14 protein-coding genes are annotated in these 18477 nt (G+C 41.8%); 6 read left to right on the top strand and 8 right to left on the bottom strand.

Annotated elements, in window-relative coordinates; translation table 11 throughout:
* The first annotated feature begins 234 nt into the window (after positions 1-234).
* The 3 genes from MHO82_RS21385 (at position 235) to MHO82_RS21375 (ending at position 3954) form a co-directional block, all read left to right on the top strand.
* Positions 235-894: a glutathione binding-like protein gene (locus MHO82_RS21385; protein WP_239187642.1), complete on the top strand. Its 660-nt coding sequence runs from the start codon at positions 235-237 to the stop codon at positions 892-894.
* Positions 895-1076: 182 nt separating this feature from the next.
* Positions 1077-1586, top strand: coding sequence for a chloramphenicol phosphotransferase CPT family protein (locus MHO82_RS21380; protein WP_239187640.1), 510 nt, complete (start codon positions 1077-1079; stop codon positions 1584-1586).
* An 88-nt stretch (positions 1587-1674) separates the two neighbouring features.
* Positions 1675-3954, top strand: a complete 2280-nt coding sequence (locus tag MHO82_RS21375; protein ID WP_239187638.1) for a patatin-like phospholipase family protein — start codon at positions 1675-1677, stop codon at positions 3952-3954.
* Between the two features lie 62 nt (positions 3955-4016).
* On the opposite strand, the gene MHO82_RS21370 is transcribed toward MHO82_RS21375, so the two are convergent.
* The gene (locus tag MHO82_RS21370; RefSeq protein WP_239187636.1) at positions 4017-5804 is read right to left on the bottom strand and encodes a methyl-accepting chemotaxis protein; all 1788 of its coding nucleotides are present in this window, start codon (positions 5802-5804) and stop codon (positions 4017-4019) included.
* 261 nt (positions 5805-6065) lie between these two features.
* Complete coding sequence (locus tag MHO82_RS21365) at positions 6066-6956, bottom strand: LysR family transcriptional regulator (protein ID WP_239187634.1); 891 nt, start codon at positions 6954-6956, stop codon at positions 6066-6068.
* Positions 6957-7029: 73 nt separating this feature from the next.
* On the opposite strand from MHO82_RS21365, the gene MHO82_RS21360 reads away from it, so the two are divergent.
* Positions 7030-7269: a DUF2798 domain-containing protein gene (locus tag MHO82_RS21360; protein WP_239187632.1), complete on the top strand. Its 240-nt coding sequence runs from the start codon at positions 7030-7032 to the stop codon at positions 7267-7269.
* Between the two features lie 130 nt (positions 7270-7399).
* Here the strand turns inward: MHO82_RS21360 and MHO82_RS21355 are convergent, their stop codons facing one another.
* Positions 7400-8062 carry a DUF2076 family protein gene (locus MHO82_RS21355; RefSeq protein WP_239187629.1) on the bottom strand — a complete coding sequence of 221 codons (663 nt, stop codon included), beginning with the start codon at positions 8060-8062 and terminating at the stop codon, positions 7400-7402.
* Between the two features lie 529 nt (positions 8063-8591).
* Here MHO82_RS21355 and MHO82_RS21350 point away from each other — a divergent pair.
* On the top strand, positions 8592-10286 hold the full coding sequence (locus MHO82_RS21350) for an L-lactate permease (protein WP_239187720.1): 1695 nt from the start codon (positions 8592-8594) through the stop codon (positions 10284-10286).
* Between the two features lie 86 nt (positions 10287-10372).
* Entirely contained in the window at positions 10373-13180 is a 2808-nt protein-coding gene (locus MHO82_RS21345; RefSeq protein ID WP_239187626.1) for an FAD-binding and (Fe-S)-binding domain-containing protein, read from the top strand.
* A gap of 71 nt (positions 13181-13251) precedes the next feature.
* Here MHO82_RS21345 and MHO82_RS21340 read toward each other — a convergent pair whose 3' ends face one another.
* From MHO82_RS21340 to MHO82_RS21320, 5 genes are all read right to left on the bottom strand, one after another.
* Entirely contained in the window at positions 13252-14154 is a 903-nt protein-coding gene (locus MHO82_RS21340; RefSeq protein ID WP_239187623.1) for a LysR family transcriptional regulator, read from the bottom strand.
* Positions 14155-14189: 35 nt separating this feature from the next.
* A complete protein-coding gene (locus tag MHO82_RS21335; RefSeq protein ID WP_239187620.1) occupies positions 14190-14903 on the bottom strand; it encodes a lactate utilization protein C in 714 nt (237 codons plus the stop codon).
* Positions 14903-16348: a LutB/LldF family L-lactate oxidation iron-sulfur protein gene (locus MHO82_RS21330; protein WP_239187617.1), complete on the bottom strand. Its 1446-nt coding sequence runs from the start codon at positions 16346-16348 to the stop codon at positions 14903-14905. The genes MHO82_RS21335 and MHO82_RS21330 overlap by 1 nt, the downstream gene beginning before the upstream one ends.
* 9 nt (positions 16349-16357) lie before the next feature.
* Positions 16358-17077 (bottom strand): (Fe-S)-binding protein, encoded by a 720-nt coding sequence (locus MHO82_RS21325; protein ID WP_239187614.1) that lies wholly within the window; start codon positions 17075-17077, stop codon positions 16358-16360.
* 281 nt (positions 17078-17358) lie between these two features.
* Entirely contained in the window at positions 17359-18384 is a 1026-nt protein-coding gene (locus MHO82_RS21320) for a GGDEF domain-containing protein (RefSeq protein ID WP_239187612.1), read from the bottom strand.
* Positions 18385-18477: the final 93 nt, after the last annotated feature.

Below are 18477 nucleotides of genomic sequence, written 5' to 3'. Positions count from 1 at the left end.
TAACTAAGAGTTAAAGATAAGTAAGAAGTAACAATGCCTTTATTATTTACAAGGGGTTCTTACCTTCTAACTGCTTGTTTCAAGATTGAAAAAACGATATTGATTGTAATATGAACAAAAGACACCTGCACTCTATCGATAGTTTCAAAATTTACTCATTTTCATATTGTAATATGCGCATATTAGAGGCAGCATGAACCGCCTCATTCTTGCTATCACGCTATAGGACATTTCATGAACAGTAATATTCAGCTCTACTCCCTTGCAACACCTAACGGCCAAAAGGTTTCTATTGCTTTAGAAGAGATGGGAATCGCCTATGATGCGCACCGTATTGATATTTCAGAAGGAGACCAATTCTCTGATGAGTTCATTCGCATTAATCCAAACTCAAAAATCCCTGCTATCGTAGATCCTCTGGCTGATGATGGTGCTCCACTGGCAATCATGGAGTCTGGTGCAATCTTACTTCATCTAGCCGAAAAAACAGGTAAGTTCATGCCGATTAATCCAACAAAACGTAGTCAAACGTTACAGTGGCTGTTTTGGCAAGTTGCAGGACTTGGGCCAATGTTTGGTCAATTCGGCCACTTCACACGTTACGCCTCTACCGAGCACGACTTAACTTACGGGCAGGAACGCTACACTAAAGAAGCTAAACGTTTACTGGCTGTGCTAGAAAAGCAACTTGAAGGTAAGCAATACATTATTGGCGATGAACTTACCATTGCTGATTTTGCTATCATGCCATGGGTTGTATGCTTAGATAAATTTTATGAAGCGACTGAAGTACTTGAGCTCGCTAACTGTCCGAATGTTAACCGCTGGGTAGAATCGTTACTTGCTCGCCCTGCAATCGCTAAAGGCATGACCGTTTGTAGCTCTGTAGAATAGCGCCTCTATAACAAGCTTACATTTATGTCGTTATACGCGGGTAAACCCAGCTAGTTTGCCCGCCCATCTTGTTCAAAAGTACTTTCTTATTTATTTCAACAAACTCACTCGCAGTTTCTGTAAATCCAACTCTGACTCATCACAGCCTTCTCGGATAATTAACCCTACAAACAGGAGGCTTTATGATTTTATTTTTAAACGGAACATCAAGTTCTGGTAAAACATCCATTATTAAAGAGTTGCAAGAATCCCTGCTCCCTCAAGTTTTTATTAACTTTTCTATCGATTCAATTTTGTATGGGCTACCAAATTCAGCCCTCCAAAGGATGATCACAGGTCAAGACATTTCAGACTTAAATTATAGTGAGCTAGAGATCAGTTACATCAAAACCGCAGCAACCTTAGCTGAGGATAACTTAGTCATAATGGATACCGCCGTCGTGGATGCAAAATTGGCTGATGCGGTTTTAACACTGCTTTCCCCTCATAAACTAATTCTGATTGGTATACATTGTGATTTAGAGATCCTCAAGCAACGAGAAATTAACCGAGGAGATCGGAATATAGGTGAAGCCGAGTGGCAATTTAATAAGGTGCATCAACATTTTCACTATCATTTAAGCGTAGATACCAGTCACACGACGCCAGCTGAAGTCGCTGAGACAATTAAACAATACTTGGCTAATATTTAGCATATTTATTAATGACATCTTCACACAAATTAGGCAGACTTCGTTTAACTGGTAACCGTTCTCTTTGCCTATTTGTGTGGAACTTAACATGTCGAATCATCGATTTTTATCTCTCGCTTTAATAAGTTTTCTCGTCCTTCTTAGTGATACTGCCTATGCCACTGAAAGCACGACAACCTCTCAGCGCCCACAAATTGGGCTAGTGTTGAGCGGCGGCGGAGCAAAAGGGGCTGCACACATTGGCGTTTTAGAGGTTTTGGAAGAACATCGTATCCCCGTTGATATTGTAACGGGAACTAGCATGGGTGCTTACGTAGGTGGCATGGCTGCTCTTGGCCTCTCTGCCACCGAAATCAAAGAGAGAACATTTGATATCGATTGGAACCAAGGCTACATTGACAAATCCGATCGTAATGAATTACTGCTGCGCAAAAAACGTAATGAGGACGACTACCAGCTCAGAGCCGAAGTCGGCATAACCCCATCGGGTGAATACAAACCTAAGCCGGGAGCCGTACTTGGGCAAACCATGGCTGCACTGCTCCGCCAAGCCACTCGGCACCCTGCTCAGTTCGCTTCCTTTGATAAACTGCCTATCCCATACCGTGCTGTAGCGACAGACATGGAATCTGTCTCTCCTGTCATCTTAGCCAGTGGCGATCTTACCCAAGCAATGCAAGCTTCTATGTCGGTACCTGGTGCCTTAAAAGGTGTTGAATGGGAAGGAAAATACCTCGTTGATGGTGGCATTGTGAACAACATGCCCGTCGATGTAGCTTTGGAAATGGGTGCCGATCATATCATCGCCATTGATCTTCGAGACCCTCTTTACCATACCAATGAGCTAAAGTCTGTTTTAGCGGTTGTTGAACAGTTAACAACTTACATGACCAATTCCAGCTCAGACAAACAAGTTAGCTACCTACAACCGGAAAGAGACACCTACTTACAACCAGAGCTGTCTTTCATGACCGCCCCTGACTTCGATAAGATGCAACAAGCTTATGAAGCTGGCCGTAACGTTGCACTTGCTCAAATAGAGTCACTAAAAAGATACCAATTGACCCAGCAGCAATACGACAGCTATAAAATACAAAAAGCCAAAAAGCGCACCAAACTGTTCATCAGAGATGCTTATTTCATCGATAAAATCCAGCTGGATAATCGCTCGCAATTAAACGAGTCTTTGATCCGTGAATTACTTTCTCTTGAAGAAAACAAAGCCATTACCACCGCAGAAATTGAAACCGCAGTAAAAAAACTGTATGCCCGTAATGACTTTGAAAAGGTCACCTACACCATTGATGAAGAAGGCGATGAAACGGTATTGAACATGGTCATCAAAGAAAAATCGTGGGGGCCAGGCTTCCTAAACTTTAAATTTGGTTTAGAAGATAACTTTTCCAACCGCTCAGAATATGGCATTGGTGCCCAATATACGCTCACTAATATCACAGACTTAGGAGGCGAATGGACCACAGCATTCTTAGCAGGTAGCTGGAAAAAACTCTCTACTGAACTCTACTTTCCCGTTGATGTCAGCCAAAAGTGGGCGATCACCACAGGCGCAGAGCTAACGCAAGAAGTAAGGCAATTCTATTTCTCAAGCGATAACATATTTAACTCCCCTCGTGGTGGTGCGACCTTTGAAAGTGATGTGGACTATGATCAAAACAAAATTCATATTGGCCTAGACTGGAATTGGCATAACTCTGGTGCTTTAACGTTTGGTTATTTAGGGTTATCGGGTCACTACCACGCCCGAAGCGTTAATTTTGAACAAGACGTTTATGGCCATGGCCCATACGCTCAGTTTACTTTTGATAACTTAGATAACTTTTTCTTCCCAAGTAAAGGCATCTCTTTTGATAGCCAAGTTGGATTTACTAGTAATACAACAGAATACAATAACTCAAGCATCAATGATGATGTTCTGTACTACTCAGCTTCCCTTATTAAGCCCATTACTTTTAACCGTCATACCTTTACTATAAAAGCATCGGGGGGAGGGTCAAATTCTGACGAACTGCTTCCTACTTACCTGCAAGATTTGGGAGGGCTTCATAACCTTTCCGGATTTAACCGATATGAGCTTAACGGACGTTATAGTTTGTTTGCCGCCATGATTTACCGATATCGATTATTAGACAATGACTTTGGTTTATTCTCCTCCCCAATTTATTTGGGTGGCTCGGTCGAACAAGGTGGCGTGTGGGACAGCGGCGCAGACATAAACCAAAGCTCAACGTTTACCTCTGGTAGTATTTATTTGGGAGTCGACTCTATTATTGGCCCTGTGTTTTTAGGTTACGGCCATAGTAATGAGGGGAATTCTTCCTTCTATTTATCGGTAGGCAGTGGCTTTTAAATAGCAATAAAACGGCAGGCTATGAAACATAGCCTGCCAATAACGGTTTAATACAACTCGGTTTATTTCTGTGTTACACGAAACTGCGCAACGGAATGTTTAAGCTCATCGGATTGCAGAGCCACTTGAGTGATCTCTTTTAAGCAAGAGTGTGCTGCCTCTACATTATTATCATTGAGATCTTTCAAGTGAGTAATGGTTGAACTCACCTCTTCAGCCACGGAGTTTTGCTCTTCAATCGCTGCTGCAATTTGGATTGAACTGTCGTGGCTGTGAGAAACATCCTCAATAATTTTTACTAAAATCGATTCCGCTAACTTTGCTTGCTCAACCGATGAAGCACTTTGCTGACCACAATCTACAATGTCATTAACTACTTTTTGAGTTTGCATTTGAATCGACTCAACGATGGTACTGATTTCTTCTGTTGACGTTTGTGTACGTGTTGCAAGTGAGCGAACTTCATCCGCAACAACCGCAAACCCTCGCCCTTGTTCTCCTGCCCTTGCCGCTTCAATTGCTGCATTTAATGCCAAAAGATTCGTTTGCTCAGCAATGCCTTGTATCATAGTCACAACACTATCAATTTGCTGAACGAGTGAATCAAGCGAATCAATTTCAGTCTGACTGCTGCTTAATGTCTCAGACAAACACACAATTTTCTCACTAGCTTGCTGAACCACTGCCTGACCTGACTGCGCATGACGGTTAGTTTGATCGGCGTTCGCTGCCGCATTTTCAGTATTGCTCGCAATTTCCGCAATGGTCGACGACATTTGATTTACGGCCGTAGCAAGCATCGCTGTATGTTCTGTTTGTGCATCAAAACCTTTTAAGACAGATTTAAGCTGTCTCTGCATATTATCAGAGCTATTCGACAACTGAGTCGACTGTTGCTGGGAGCCAACCACAAGCGTTTCAATTTGTTCTAAAAGCTGATTAAAACTAGTACCAATCTTAGCAATCTCATCATTACCAATAACATCGGCACGTAAGCCAATGTTATTCGTTTGTGCAATTTGATCCATCACCTCAACTTGAGCATCAATACGGCGACTGATAAGCAATGCAATCGCTAATGATGATCCTAGAATAACAACAATGATTAACGTTGAGATTAGATATTTTTGTATAAGCACTGAATCGATATGGTCATTGACTTGCGACTCTAAATCTTGTGCTAATAGAATAAAGCCTTGCTCTACCTCAGCCGATATATTACGAACTTCGCCTTGTAAGCCATCTTGATAACTCAGCCCCAGCCGCTGCTTTTGCTGAATAACATGACTGGCATTATCTGCTAAGCGCTGTAAATCACCACGATAGCCATCTTTAGGGAATAACTCACCTTTCGCGACCTGTTTATCTAAAAAAGCAATCGCTTCAAGAATATCGATGTCGCTAGAATGGATAGCTTGGTTAAATAATTTGTCCCTTAGTAGGAAATACTTCCCTTGCAAACCTTGCGTAAAACTAAGACCGAGCACTTCATGCTGCTGAACTAAAGCAGTAAAAACACTAACATAACGATCTAATGATTGACGAGTTTCATCTTTACCACTTAGTTCAATGCCAAAGTGTTTCAGATCTTCAACAAGAAGATCGCTTGTATTAGCAAAGTTCGTAGCATTCCCTTTGAAAGTATTTAAATATTTCGTATCCAAACGGATTAAAAAGTCTTTCTCATTTCGGCGTAAATTAAGTAATGATATTTCTAATTTAGCAAGTTCAAGACGAGATTGAGCAAGCCGTTCAGAATCAGATGCAATCTTCGATGAGTAGCCCATCAAAACACCAATCCCAATAACAGCAATGCAAGTGAGAATAAATAACCGGCTTTTAATACTCATAAAACTTCCTGCTTTATAAAATAAGTGGCAATATATGAAATATATTTTACTGTGTGAATTATCTTATCATTAGTTAAGATTGTTATTCACCACCATGCTTTATAACAACATGACACTTGCCGCATTAATTCTTTTTAGAGTAAAAAGAGCTCATTTATTCTACAAATAAGCTCGCATTGTTAACCGCCTAAAAATAAATAGACTCTTTTATTTTTTATAAGAAAATAAATAAGAAATACTCTCAACAAAAGCTTTATCGAGCTAATTTTTTAATTTTGGTGCACGCTCTAAGAGCATTTGAATTAATAAAGACAGGGCTTTAGGTTGGTGCTCCCGCCGCTTGTAATACAGAAAAGCCTGGCGGCGATGCAATTGAAGTTCTGGTAAAACTTTAACTAAGGTAGGATCATCAGAAGGAACATGATGACGAGGGATCGCACCAATTCCAATTCCTGCGGACACCGCTTTTACCAACATTTTTACATCATTCACCACCATCCTTGGCTTCATATGACAAGATACACTTTGTCCATTATCTTGCATAAAATGCAGCTCTCGACTCGACTCTAACCCAACCCAATCACGGTTTAAACTTTCTTCTATCGAAGTCGGCATTCCATGTTTTTCTATGTAATCACAACTGGCATACAATACATCACGAGCCATAAAGTAAGGACGGGCGATCAAATCAGTACTTCTACCTAGATTAAACCCAACAACGAGATCTCTGTCTGTTTCTGGCATGGAATCATCTAAGCTCAGCTTCACATCAATTGTTACTTCAGGGTAAGTAAGCATAAACTCTTGCACAACATCACCGACAAAAGACTGATACATAGTGTAAGGAACAACTAACCTAACATTTCCTTTTACTTGCTTCTCATCTGAAAGTAGCTGGTGCAAATCCAGCTCTATTTGCGACAACTCGCTGCCCATACGCGCATAAAACACTTGCCCTGTTTCTGTCGCTGATAATTCACGCCCCTGCCTCTCAAGCAATCGCACCCCAATACGTTTCTCTAATGAAGTTAAACGCCGTGACATCGTCGATACGGGCAATTGCAACTGCTCTGATGCTTTTAGCAAAGAGCCCGCATCCACAACTCTGCAAAACAGATATAGATCGTCTAAATTTCCAAATATGGAATCCATAATTCAATTTATAAGTATATTTTTTAATAATGACAGATATTAGACTAAAAACATCAAAGAACAATGAGAAATAATGATGAATAAAAAACTATTTTGGACAACTGCTGTCATGACATCCTCTGTAATGGCGCTGATTATGTCAGGCATTATTGTGACCATTAACACAGGAGTTGATTCAGAACTCATCACTCGCTGGATGAGAAGCTTTTCTATTGCTTGGCCAATCGCTTTATCACTCAATGTACTCGTGATACCTGTGGTCAGAAACCTAGCTGAAAAGATTTGCACGCCGAAGCAACAACGTAGTATCTAACACCGTTTATACGCACAAAATGCTCATAAAAAAGCCACCAATTAGGCAGCCTTAATAAAAAACCCAGCAGTACTGTGTAGCACTACTGGGTTGATAACAATATTTAAACGAGGTGAGTATTCAAACCAGATTAGATTTCGTCGTCGAATCCACCGAAATCATCACCACCGTCGAAGAAACCACCTTCATCGCCTGACTCTTCAAAACCTGCTTCTTGGAAACCAGCATCACCAAAGCCTGAGTCACCAAAACCACCAGACGTTTCTGTGTATTCAGATGCAAAGCCCGAATCACCACCTAAGAAACCACCTTCGCTTGCTGCATCCTCTGCTGAAGCTAGACCTTCATCCATAGCACCTTCTGCTTCAGCGGCTGCCATGTCTGCTGCTGGCTCATCACCAAACAGAGCATTACTGATCATGTTACCTGCAACCATACCTACAGCAACACTTGCCGCTGTTTGCATGAAACTACCGAACGCACCAGACTGACGAGCAGGCTGTGGTGGTTGTGGCTCAGGACGTTGACCACCCATCATTTTGCTTAATGTGCCACGCTTAGACTCTTCTTTATGGTGCGCTACCGCTTTTTCTAGGTAGTCGTTTTTCTCTTTTAGCTCTTTTAGTGCCATCTCTTGCACTAGAACCGCTTGAGTTAGTTTATAAACCGCATCGTTCTGAGCGGAAATTTCTTGGCTAATCAATTGCTCAGCGTCTGCGTCTTTTTTTACTTCAGGGCTTTGCTTTAGTTTGTTAGCAACATTCTGAATCAGTTCTTTTTCTTGAGGAGTCATGACTTTACCTTTTGTTAGCAGCAAATGTTTACTGTCTTATTATGGTTAATTGTTCTGTTTGATTGTATTTATGCCATGAAGTGAAGGCGGTTACACCTCTTTTTCTGTAAAAAAAAGTAAAGCGACATACATATATGAGTAATTTTCGCTTTATCCACCCTTGCTTCAGATCTCATTTTTAACAAAACAGCGTCTTTTAGAAAGCAGTTCTATCAAATCTTTTTGTTTCATTATCGACGATAATATTAATTATCTCTATAGTCCAACAAAAACAGACATAATCATAAACAATTGATATTTAATAAATAAAAAAGAATAAGATATAATTTAGAAAATACTTATTCATCTATACTTAAATTCAAAGTTTCTTTATTCACATTAATTATACCATCAATGGAAACTGTCTTTTTCATTTCACCCATATATAGAAACAATCAATGTGTATATCGTTACACCCCATTAACAACCAAGAACATCATTACGATAACAATAGCACTCCATGAAAGTGCTAAACATGGAAGACAGAATTATGAGTGAATCCTTACTGGCGTTAATTGCCTTTTCACCCATTGTCCTCGCGGCAATACTCTTAGTCGGTCTGCAATGGCCAGCAAAAAAAGCCATGCCTCTAGCCTTTATTTTAACGGTACTGATCGGCTTCACAGTATGGGACATGAGCGCTACCCGCCTAATTGCATCCAGTTTACAGGGGCTAGCTATTACAGCGTCAGTTCTCTGGATTGTATTTGGTGCGATTTTTTTACTGAATACCTTGAAGCATACAGGGGCGATTACCACCATACGTAATGGTTTCACAGGCATTTCTTCAGACAGACGTGTGCAAGCCATTATTATTGCTTGGTGCTTTGGCTCTTTTATTGAAGGGGCTTCAGGTTTTGGTACGCCTGCTGCTATTGCCGCTCCTCTACTCGTAGCAATTGGCTTCCCAGCGTTAGCGGCCGTATTAATAGGCATGATGATACAGTCCACACCTGTTTCTTTTGGTGCGGTTGGCACACCAATCATCGTTGGTGTTAACAAAGGTCTTGATACCCACAACATTTCTGAAGCATTGATTGCCAATGGCAGTAGTTGGGAAGTTTATCTGCAACAAATTACCTCAAGTGTTGCTGTTATCCACGCTATTGTCGGTACATTGATCCCAGTCTTGATGGCAATGATGCTAACGCGCTTCTTTGGTAAAAACCGCAGCTGGAAAGAAGGATTAGATATTTTACCTTTTGCCCTATTCGCAGGCATCTCTTTTACTATTCCTTATGCATTAACCGGTGTATTTTTAGGGCCAGAATTTCCTTCCTTAATCGGTGGTTTGTTCGGTCTTGCCATTGTGGTTACTGCTGCTAAAAAAGGCTTCTTGGTGCCAAAAACAACATGGGACTTTGAACCTGAAGATAAATGGCCACAGGAATGGCTAGGTTCACTAAAAATTGATTTAGACAATACCAATACAAAATCAATGAGCTTAACCAAAGCGTGGACTCCTTACGTGCTGCTGGCCGTTGTACTAGTGGCAAGCCGAGTAAGCCCTGAGTTCAAAGGCTTCTTGACCAGCATCAGCGTTAAATTCAGCAATATTCTAGGTGAAACAGGCATCAGCGCCAGCATCCAACCCTTATATTTACCTGGTGGCATCTTAGTTTTTGTGGCCCTGATTGCGGTACTGTTTCAATCTGGTTCTGTTAAGCCAATGGCAAAAGCGTTTAGTGAATCAAGTAAAACGCTAATTGGTGCCGGCTTTGTACTTATCTTCACGATTCCTATGGTTCGTATTTTTATCAACTCAGGTATTAATGGCGCTGATTTAGCCAGTATGCCTGTAACGACTGCGAACTTTGCATCCGGCATTGTTGGGGACTTTTTCCCTGCATTAAGTGCTGTAATTGGTGCTCTGGGTGCCTTTATTGCGGGCTCAAACACTGTATCTAATATGATGTTTAGCCAATTCCAATACGAAGTTGCACAAACCTTAAGTATTTCCAGTGTAATGGTTGTTTCTCTACAGGCGGTAGGTGCTGCTGCAGGTAATATGATTGCAATCCATAATGTCGTGGCAGCTTCTGCAACAGTTGGCTTATTAGGGCGTGAGGGCACAACCCTAAGAAAAACCATTATTCCAACCACTTACTATTTGATCATTACAGGCATTATAGGTTTGATTGCCATCTATGTATTAGGTATCACAGACCCTTTAGTCATAACTTAGTAAGCTAAATAAATAACGAGCAGGCCAGCGCACAACGCTGGCCTAAAACATAAAAATACAAGCTCGACATTTCACTAGGAAGCACTATGGACACCAACTACAAACAATTCATTGATCAGTTATCACAAACTGTCGATCCCAAACGCATCATTACTGATAGCACAAAATGCTTAGCCTACGGAACCGATGCAAGCTTTTATCGCTTAACTCCTAAAATCGTTTTACAACTCACTTCCCTTGATGAAGTCATTCTTGCCGTAAAAACCTGTTATCAACTAAGCATCCCCTGCACTTTTCGTGCAGCTGGCACCAGCCTTTCAGGGCAAGCGATTTCAGATTCGGTATTAATTACCCTAACCGACGACTGGAGAGGCCACACAATTCTTGATGGCGGAGAAAAAATTCAATTGCAGCCCGGAGTCATTGGTGCCGATGCAAACCGCTACTTAGCCCCCTATGGGCGAAAAATAGGACCAGATCCCGCTTCAATCAATACGTGTAAAATTGGTGGCATTGCTGCGAATAATGCATCAGGAATGTGCTGTGGCACCGCTCATAACACTTACAAGACCGTTTCTAGTATGAAAGTTGTACTTAGTGACGGTACGCTGCTGGATACGAGTTGCCAGCACAGCATTAACAGCTTCAAGCAGTCTCACTCCACTTTATATTCAGAACTACAGCAACTGTGTGAAGAAACTCAGAAAAATACAGAACTTGCTCAACGCATTTCTCATAAATACCGTTTAAAAAATACCACGGGTTATAGCCTCAATGCCCTAGTTGATTTTACCGATCCCATTGATGCACTTAAACATTTAATGGTTGGCTCAGAAGGCACCCTTGGGTTCATTGCAGAGATCACCTACAACACAGTCGTTGAGCACCCATATAAAGCGTCTACGCTACTGGTTTTTAAAGACATAGAAACCGCCAGTCACGCCGTTACTCTGCTGACCAAAACCCCTGTCGATGCCGTAGAAATGATGGATGGCCGAGCGCTTCACTCTGTTGCCAATAAAGCGGGTATGCCTGCTTTTATCAAAACACTTGATTTAGACGCCACAGCCTTACTTGTTGAGACTCGTGCCAGTAACCACGAACAACTTCAACAACAAAACGAAAGCATTATGGCGGCGATCAGCGAATACCCGCTGCTTGAGTCTATCCCCTTTACCACAGATCCTGATGTCATTGCTAATTTATGGGGCATTCGAAAAGGGCTATTTCCTGCTGTCGGTGCAGTTCGCGAAGTTGGTACCAGTGTCATCATTGAAGATGTGGCTTTTCCGGTTGAGAGCCTAGCGGCAGGCGTACGTGATCTCCAAGCTCTGTTTGATCAATTCCACTATGACGAAGCCATTATTTTTGGCCATGCTCTTGAAGGAAACCTGCACTTCGTCTTCACCCAGGGGTTTGAAAGCCAAGATGAAATTACACGTTATGGCCAGTTTATGGATGAGGTATCCCAGCTCGTTGCCGTCAAGTACCAAGGTTCACTCAAAGCAGAACACGGTACAGGCCGTAATATGGCCCCTTATGTTGAACTGGAATGGGGGAAAGATGGGTATCAGCTCATGCAAAAGATCAAAAAGATCATGGACCCAACTGGAATACTCAATCCGGGCGTGATCATCAATGATGATAAAAACGCACACATCACCCACCTAAAACCTATGCCTGCTGCCGATGATCTTGTGGATCGTTGCATTGAATGTGGCTTTTGCGAACCTGTCTGCCCTTCTCGAACACTGACTCTTTCCCCTCGCCAGCGAATTGTCCTCTACCGAGAGATCCAACGCCAAAAAGCGTCAAATGAAGATCCTCAAAAAACAGAAGAGCTGTATAAACTGTTCAAATACCAAGGAATAGATACCTGTGCTGCCACAGGACTCTGTGCCGACCGCTGCCCTGTTGGCATCAATACGGGCGATTTGGTAAAGCAACTAAGAACCCAGCACTATCAAAGTTATCAATCCATTGCTAAATGGACTGCCGATCACTTTGCGGGCATCACCACAGCCACCAGCATTGGCTTATCCATTAACAAACACGCACAAAGCCTACTCGGTGACAAACTGCTTTCTAATGTCGTGAACGGAACACGTAAGCTAACCAAAGGATCGACCCCAAAATGGATCCCAGAGTTACCCACTGCCAACCACAGTAAGAAACAACCAAGTCTGAAAGCAAAGCAAAAAGTAGTGTATATGCCCTCTTGTGCAAGCCGAACCATGGGTCAACAAGCCGATAATGTTGATCAGCGCCCCTTAACCGAAGTGACAATGTCACTACTTGAGAAGGCTGGCTATGAAATCATTCAACCCAATCAGCTCAATAGCCAGTGCTGTGGCATGCCTTATGACAGCAAAGGAATGACAGACATCGCTACCGAAAAGTCTCAGCAACTTGAAGAAGTACTCTGGCAAGCTTCTGAACAAGGTAAATGGCCTATTTTAATGGATACAAGCCCCTGCGCTAAACGCAGCATCGAACAATTTAGCCAGCCTTTAGCTATTTATGAACCCGCTAAATTTACAGCAGACTACTTGCTAGATAAGCTTGCTGTTACCCCAATCGATGAAACGGTTATGTTACATGTAACTTGTAGCTCAAGGCGTATGGGGCTAGAAAATACCATGCTCAAATTAGCCAAAGCGTGTGCCAAAAACGTCGTTCTCCCTGAACATATTCAATGCTGTGGCTGGGCTGGTGATAAAGGCTTTACCACCCCTGAGCTTAACGAAGCCGCAGTATCACCACTAAAATCCCAAGTACCATCAGATTGTTCTCGTGGTTTTAGTAACAGCCGCACGTGCGAAATTGGCCTATCCCATCACTCTGGGGTTCCATATCAATCCATATTGTATTTGGTGGATGAAGCAAGCCAGTAGCTCCCCTCGTTACCAATTTACCTAAAGCTCTGCCGGCTCCATACCGCAGAGCTTTTTTATTCAGCCAATAGCTAGAAATATTCTTTCATCGACAAATAAGATTCTCGAATATGTTCGATTAACGCTTGGATCTTTTTCGCTGGTTTTCGAGTATATGGATACACCGCATAAATACCGATCATTTTTCCAGTTTGCTGAGGCAGCACCTCCATCAATGATCCTTGTTGTAGTTCATCGTACACCAAGCATTTTGGTAAATAAGCCAAACCCCGCCCTGCCATTACCGCTTTTTTCAATGCCACTGAGTTATTCGAACTAAAATTGCCAGATACTTTTACCGTCAATGGCTTTCCATCTCGAATAAACAACCAATTGTAAGCACCAGCGGTTTGATAGGTATAACCTAGGCAATTATGGTGAACCAAATCCTCCGGAGATTGCGGTTCACCGTTCTTGCTAATGTAATCAGCCGAAGAGCAAATCACCCACTGAGAATTAGCAATGTGCCTTGCAATTAGGCTGGAATCTTCCAAATGCCCTGTTCTGACAACCAAATCGTAGCCATCTGCTACTAAGTCTACGAAATCATTATCCATTTGCATATCAACGGTTAAGCCTGGGTGTTTATCACAAAACTCAGAAACCGCTTCTGCTAACAATAGCTCCCCAGAAATAGTAGGAACCGACATTCGAATATGTCCAGCTAATGTTTCGCTGTACCCCGTTACAGCATCGAAGGCACTTTGTGCTGTCTGTGCAATCCCCTTGGATCGGTGATACAACATCTCCCCTGCTTCAGTTAAGGTTAGCCTTCGCGTTGTGCGATAAATTAGCTGAACGCCTAACTCCTCTTCTAAACGACTGATACGCTTACTCACCACCGATTTAGTTACTTTATTCATTTCAGCCACCTTGCTAAATGAACCTAAATCGATCACCTGTGTAAATAAAACCAAATCGTCAACTTGTGGCATCTCATACTCTTTTATCGTACTGTCATATACGCTTATTATAAGTCGGAAACAACCACATAGGCAGCATGAACCGGTCCATGTACCCCAACAACTTTAATTAATTCAATGTCAGCCGTTGAGCTCGGCCCAGAAATAAAGTTCACACACGAAGGTAAACGCTCACCACGCTGCGCCATTTGATGTAATTCGCTCGCCGCTTGTGTCATACGAGGCACGATTTTACTTTGTGGAATAATAAACACTGACGCTTCTGGTAATAAGCTGATCGCTCGGCCTTGTTCTGGGTTACTGTGCAACACCATGGTCCCCGATTCCGCGAGTGCTTGTTCTGCGTACACAATGCCCACTTTTGCTTTTTCAGCTTGAGCAATATTGTTCTGATAACTTTGTTCAACGTCCCAGCAGTACACATCATCAAATTGTGCTTTTAGTGAATCAAACACGTTTAACGCTTTCATGCGAGGGTCTGATGACAGCACAATTTTCCCAGCATCATAATTCGTACAAATTCGCTCCAACGAATCAGACAGCTCAGCTTGAGTACATTCAATTGCCAATACTCCCAGACTAGATTTTGCGTACTCTAATAGCCACAATGAAAGCTCTTGTTGATTAAAGTTAGCCATTACCTCATGGTGACAAGAGTATTTCAATTTCGGCCTTGTTACTGGCTCTTTTGATCGTTCTCGTCCAAGCTTATTGGCCAAATTAGTTAAAAATTCATCTCGGTTATAAATGGTCGTAGACATTATTTTTCCTCCGAAGATGTCTTTTTCTTCGCTGATGGCTCACGGTTTTCAAACCAAGAACGGAATGATTGACCATCTGGCTGTGGCAAATCACGCGCTTCAGTCCATTCTGCTATCGCACCAAGATTGACGGGCATCTTGCCATTTTTAATCACTTTCCCGCCGACAGCAGCCCCGACTTTTACTCCTAAGTTCCACAGCTTAGGGCTGGCATTTAAATGATTAAAAGCTGCGACAGTCGCTCGCTCACTTAGTGGCGTGATCTTATTGACCACCATTTTCGTGCGATGCTTTAAAAGCAGATCTGATAATGGGATCTTAACCGGACACACATCATTACAGCCCTGACACAAAGTACACGCATAAGGCAGATCCTGAAAGTCATCATACCCACCTAACAGAGGAGATAGCACAGCCCCAATCGGGCCAGAATAAATAGAGCCATACGACTGACCACCGATATGACGGTAAGCCGGGCACGTATTCACACAAGCAGCACAACGGATACAGCGTAGAATATCTTTAAACTCAGAGGCCAAAATATCAGAACGGCCATTATCCAAAATCACTAAGTGGAATTCTTCAGGGCCGTCAATGTGGCCTTGCTCACGTGGCCCAGTCAGTGCCGTTACATATCCAGTTAATGGCAAACCTACAGCACTTCGGCATAACAGGCTGACCATAATATCAAGCTCTTCAAACGTCGGGACCAGTCGCTCCATTCCCATTACGGCAATGTGCGTTTTCGGCAACGTCGTCGCTAAGCGCGCATTACCTTCATTCGTCACTAAACTGATAGAGCCCGACTCTGCCACAGCAAAGTTACAACCTGTAATGCCGATGTCTGCTTCTAAAAAATCATGTCTGATATGCTCACGAACAAAACGAGTCATTTTTTCAGGATCAGAAGTGCCTTTATAACCCAGTTTGTCTTCAAACACGTCTCGGATCTGCTCACGGTTTTTATGTAACGCAGGTACGACAATGTGCGAGGGAGGATCACAGTCATCCACTTGCAAAATGTACTCACCCAAATCGGTTTCAATCACTTCACACTGATTTCTTTGGATCACACCATTTAAACCGATCTCTTCCGTGACCATGGATTTCGATTTCACGACTTTTTTGGCGTTTTTCTGCTGAACGATTTTTTCTACGTAATCAGTGGCCTCTTCCGCTGTTTCTGCGAAAAAGACATGGCCACCATTTTTTTGCACGTTTTCACTCAATTGATGCAGGTAGTAATCTAAATGCTCTAATACGTGATTACGGATATCCATCCCCATTTCACGCCATTGATCCCAATTGCCCAACCTATCTGCGGCTATTTGACGGTTAGTAAACATACGTTCTTGAGCATTCGCGACCGACTTTCTCATGAAGCTGTCTTGCATTTGATGCTTAATGCGCTGCTTAAAAATCACATCACTGGTTTTCATTGACATGTTGCTCTCCTATCGGCTCATCAACACATCAACAATGTGCATTACTTTTACGGGTTTGCCTTCACGTTGCATACGCCCGCCAATATTCATCAAACAGCTAATGTCGGCACCAATTAAATAATCAGGCTGTGCGGTACTAATATGACGCACCTTTTCTTTTACCATTTCCCCTGAAATTTCAGACATTTTTATCGAAAACGTTCCACCAAAACCACAACAGGTTTCTTGGTTTTCAATAGGCAGCATGTCTAATCCCTCGACTTGAGACAATAAATCCAGTGGTTCTTCACGCACACCTAATTTACGAATTAAACTGCATGACGGGTGATAAACTGCTTTGCCTTCTAAACGAGCACCAACATTTTTTATACCAAGGTGATTAACAATAAATTGTGTTAACTCAAACAACCTGTCTGCTACTTTTTGAGCACGCTCCGCCCATTCTGGTTCATCAGCTAAATATTCAGGGTATTTTTTTACCGAAGCCGCACATGACCCAGCTGGGGTAACGATTGGGAAATCATTGCCTTCAAAAGCACAAATTAATGACTTCATTGCAGGCTTGCTGGATTCAATATACCCACTATTTAGTGATGGCTGCCCACAACATCCCTGCTCTTTTGGGAACAGAATTTCGCACCCTAGATCTTCTAGGAGTAACACTGTTTTTTTCGCGACTTCAGATTTCACCACATCGCACAAACAGGTCACAAAAAAGTTAACCTTCATGATTTTCACCTTGCTCACTGGCTTAATTATCGTTAAGGACGACGCCTTATTTGTTGCCATTTCGTTAATAATATAAGCCCTAAGATGAAAAAACGAGCCTTATTAAATCACTAATACGAACAAATAGATGAGAGAATGTGATGTACAACATCGGAAGGATAAGTGTTTTTCATTTAATTACATTAAGTTAACTAAGAATGGAAAGTTTCTCAAACATCCAATTAAGTCACTTATGGAAACAATAATATGCAAGAATCCAAGTAATAAATCTGTTTGTTAAACTAAAAAAGATCAACCCCATCATGGAAATGAGGTGTCGAAAGCTTACCTTCAGCCACCAGTTGAGCATAATTGCATACTTGATTGCGTCCATGGTTTTTCACGTAATACAAGGCTTTGTCTGCCAGTTCCAGCTTTATTGGTGGGTAATCACGCGGTTTTACTTCTTCATAACCAATACTGACGGTAATTTGGCCTACTAATGGAAAGGCCGTGGATTCAATAAAATAGCGAAAGCCTTCAATCTGATCGTAAATCAGTCCCCGATCATTGCCTTCTAATATAAGAATAAATTCTTCGCCACCATATCGAAATAACAGTTCAGTATTCGAAAAGTACTCGCCCATTAATTGAGAAAATTTCAACAATACCTCATCACCGTATAAATGGCCGTATTTGTCATTCACTTTCTTAAAGTGGTCAATATCGATAACCACTAGCCAATAACTCCTGTGCTTATCTTTTTGAGAGTAAGTAACTGAGGCACGTGAGTAAGGAGAATATAGTTTTTTATCTTGAACTAATGATTTCACTTTACGATCAAAAGCCCTTCTATTTAGAAGCCCTGTGAGCTGATCATGATCACTCTCATTAAGTATGAATAAATAATTTTCATATATTTTGACAAAGCTTTGTATTAAGGAAAGGTAACCTGATATATCTTCTTGACTTTCTACAATAATTTTACGTTGTAGTACCTCACTAAATACCACAGGTACGATAATTTCCATCGTGCCATCTTTTTTTCGAGTTATCGTACTAGCAATGTTTTTATCATTCCCATCTAATTCATTGATTTTCTTCTGGCTAGTAATTTCTGAAACCGTATAGTCCCCAGAGGCAGAATGGCTTTCAACTTTCAAGCAAATTAGATCTGTCACTTCCCCTGTAACAGGGTTATTTTTAACTAAGGAGAGTTGGCTTATTGGTGCCATTTCAACTAAGGTGGCGATGAGACTATTTTCCAAAGAGTCCATATCTCGTTGTGAAGTAATATCAATAACTGAATTGAGAACCCCAATATCCATATCAGCACCTCGGCCTTATTCTATTTATATAACCTCTGTGTCTCTCTTGTTTAAAGTAGTAGAAATAAGAAACTATTTCCATATACCCAAAAG

This window comes from Vibrio sp. Of7-15 (genome assembly GCF_022347565.1).
GTDB lineage: Bacteria > Pseudomonadota > Gammaproteobacteria > Enterobacterales > Vibrionaceae > NORP241.
This window is presented reverse-complemented; position numbering and strand designations above follow the sequence as displayed.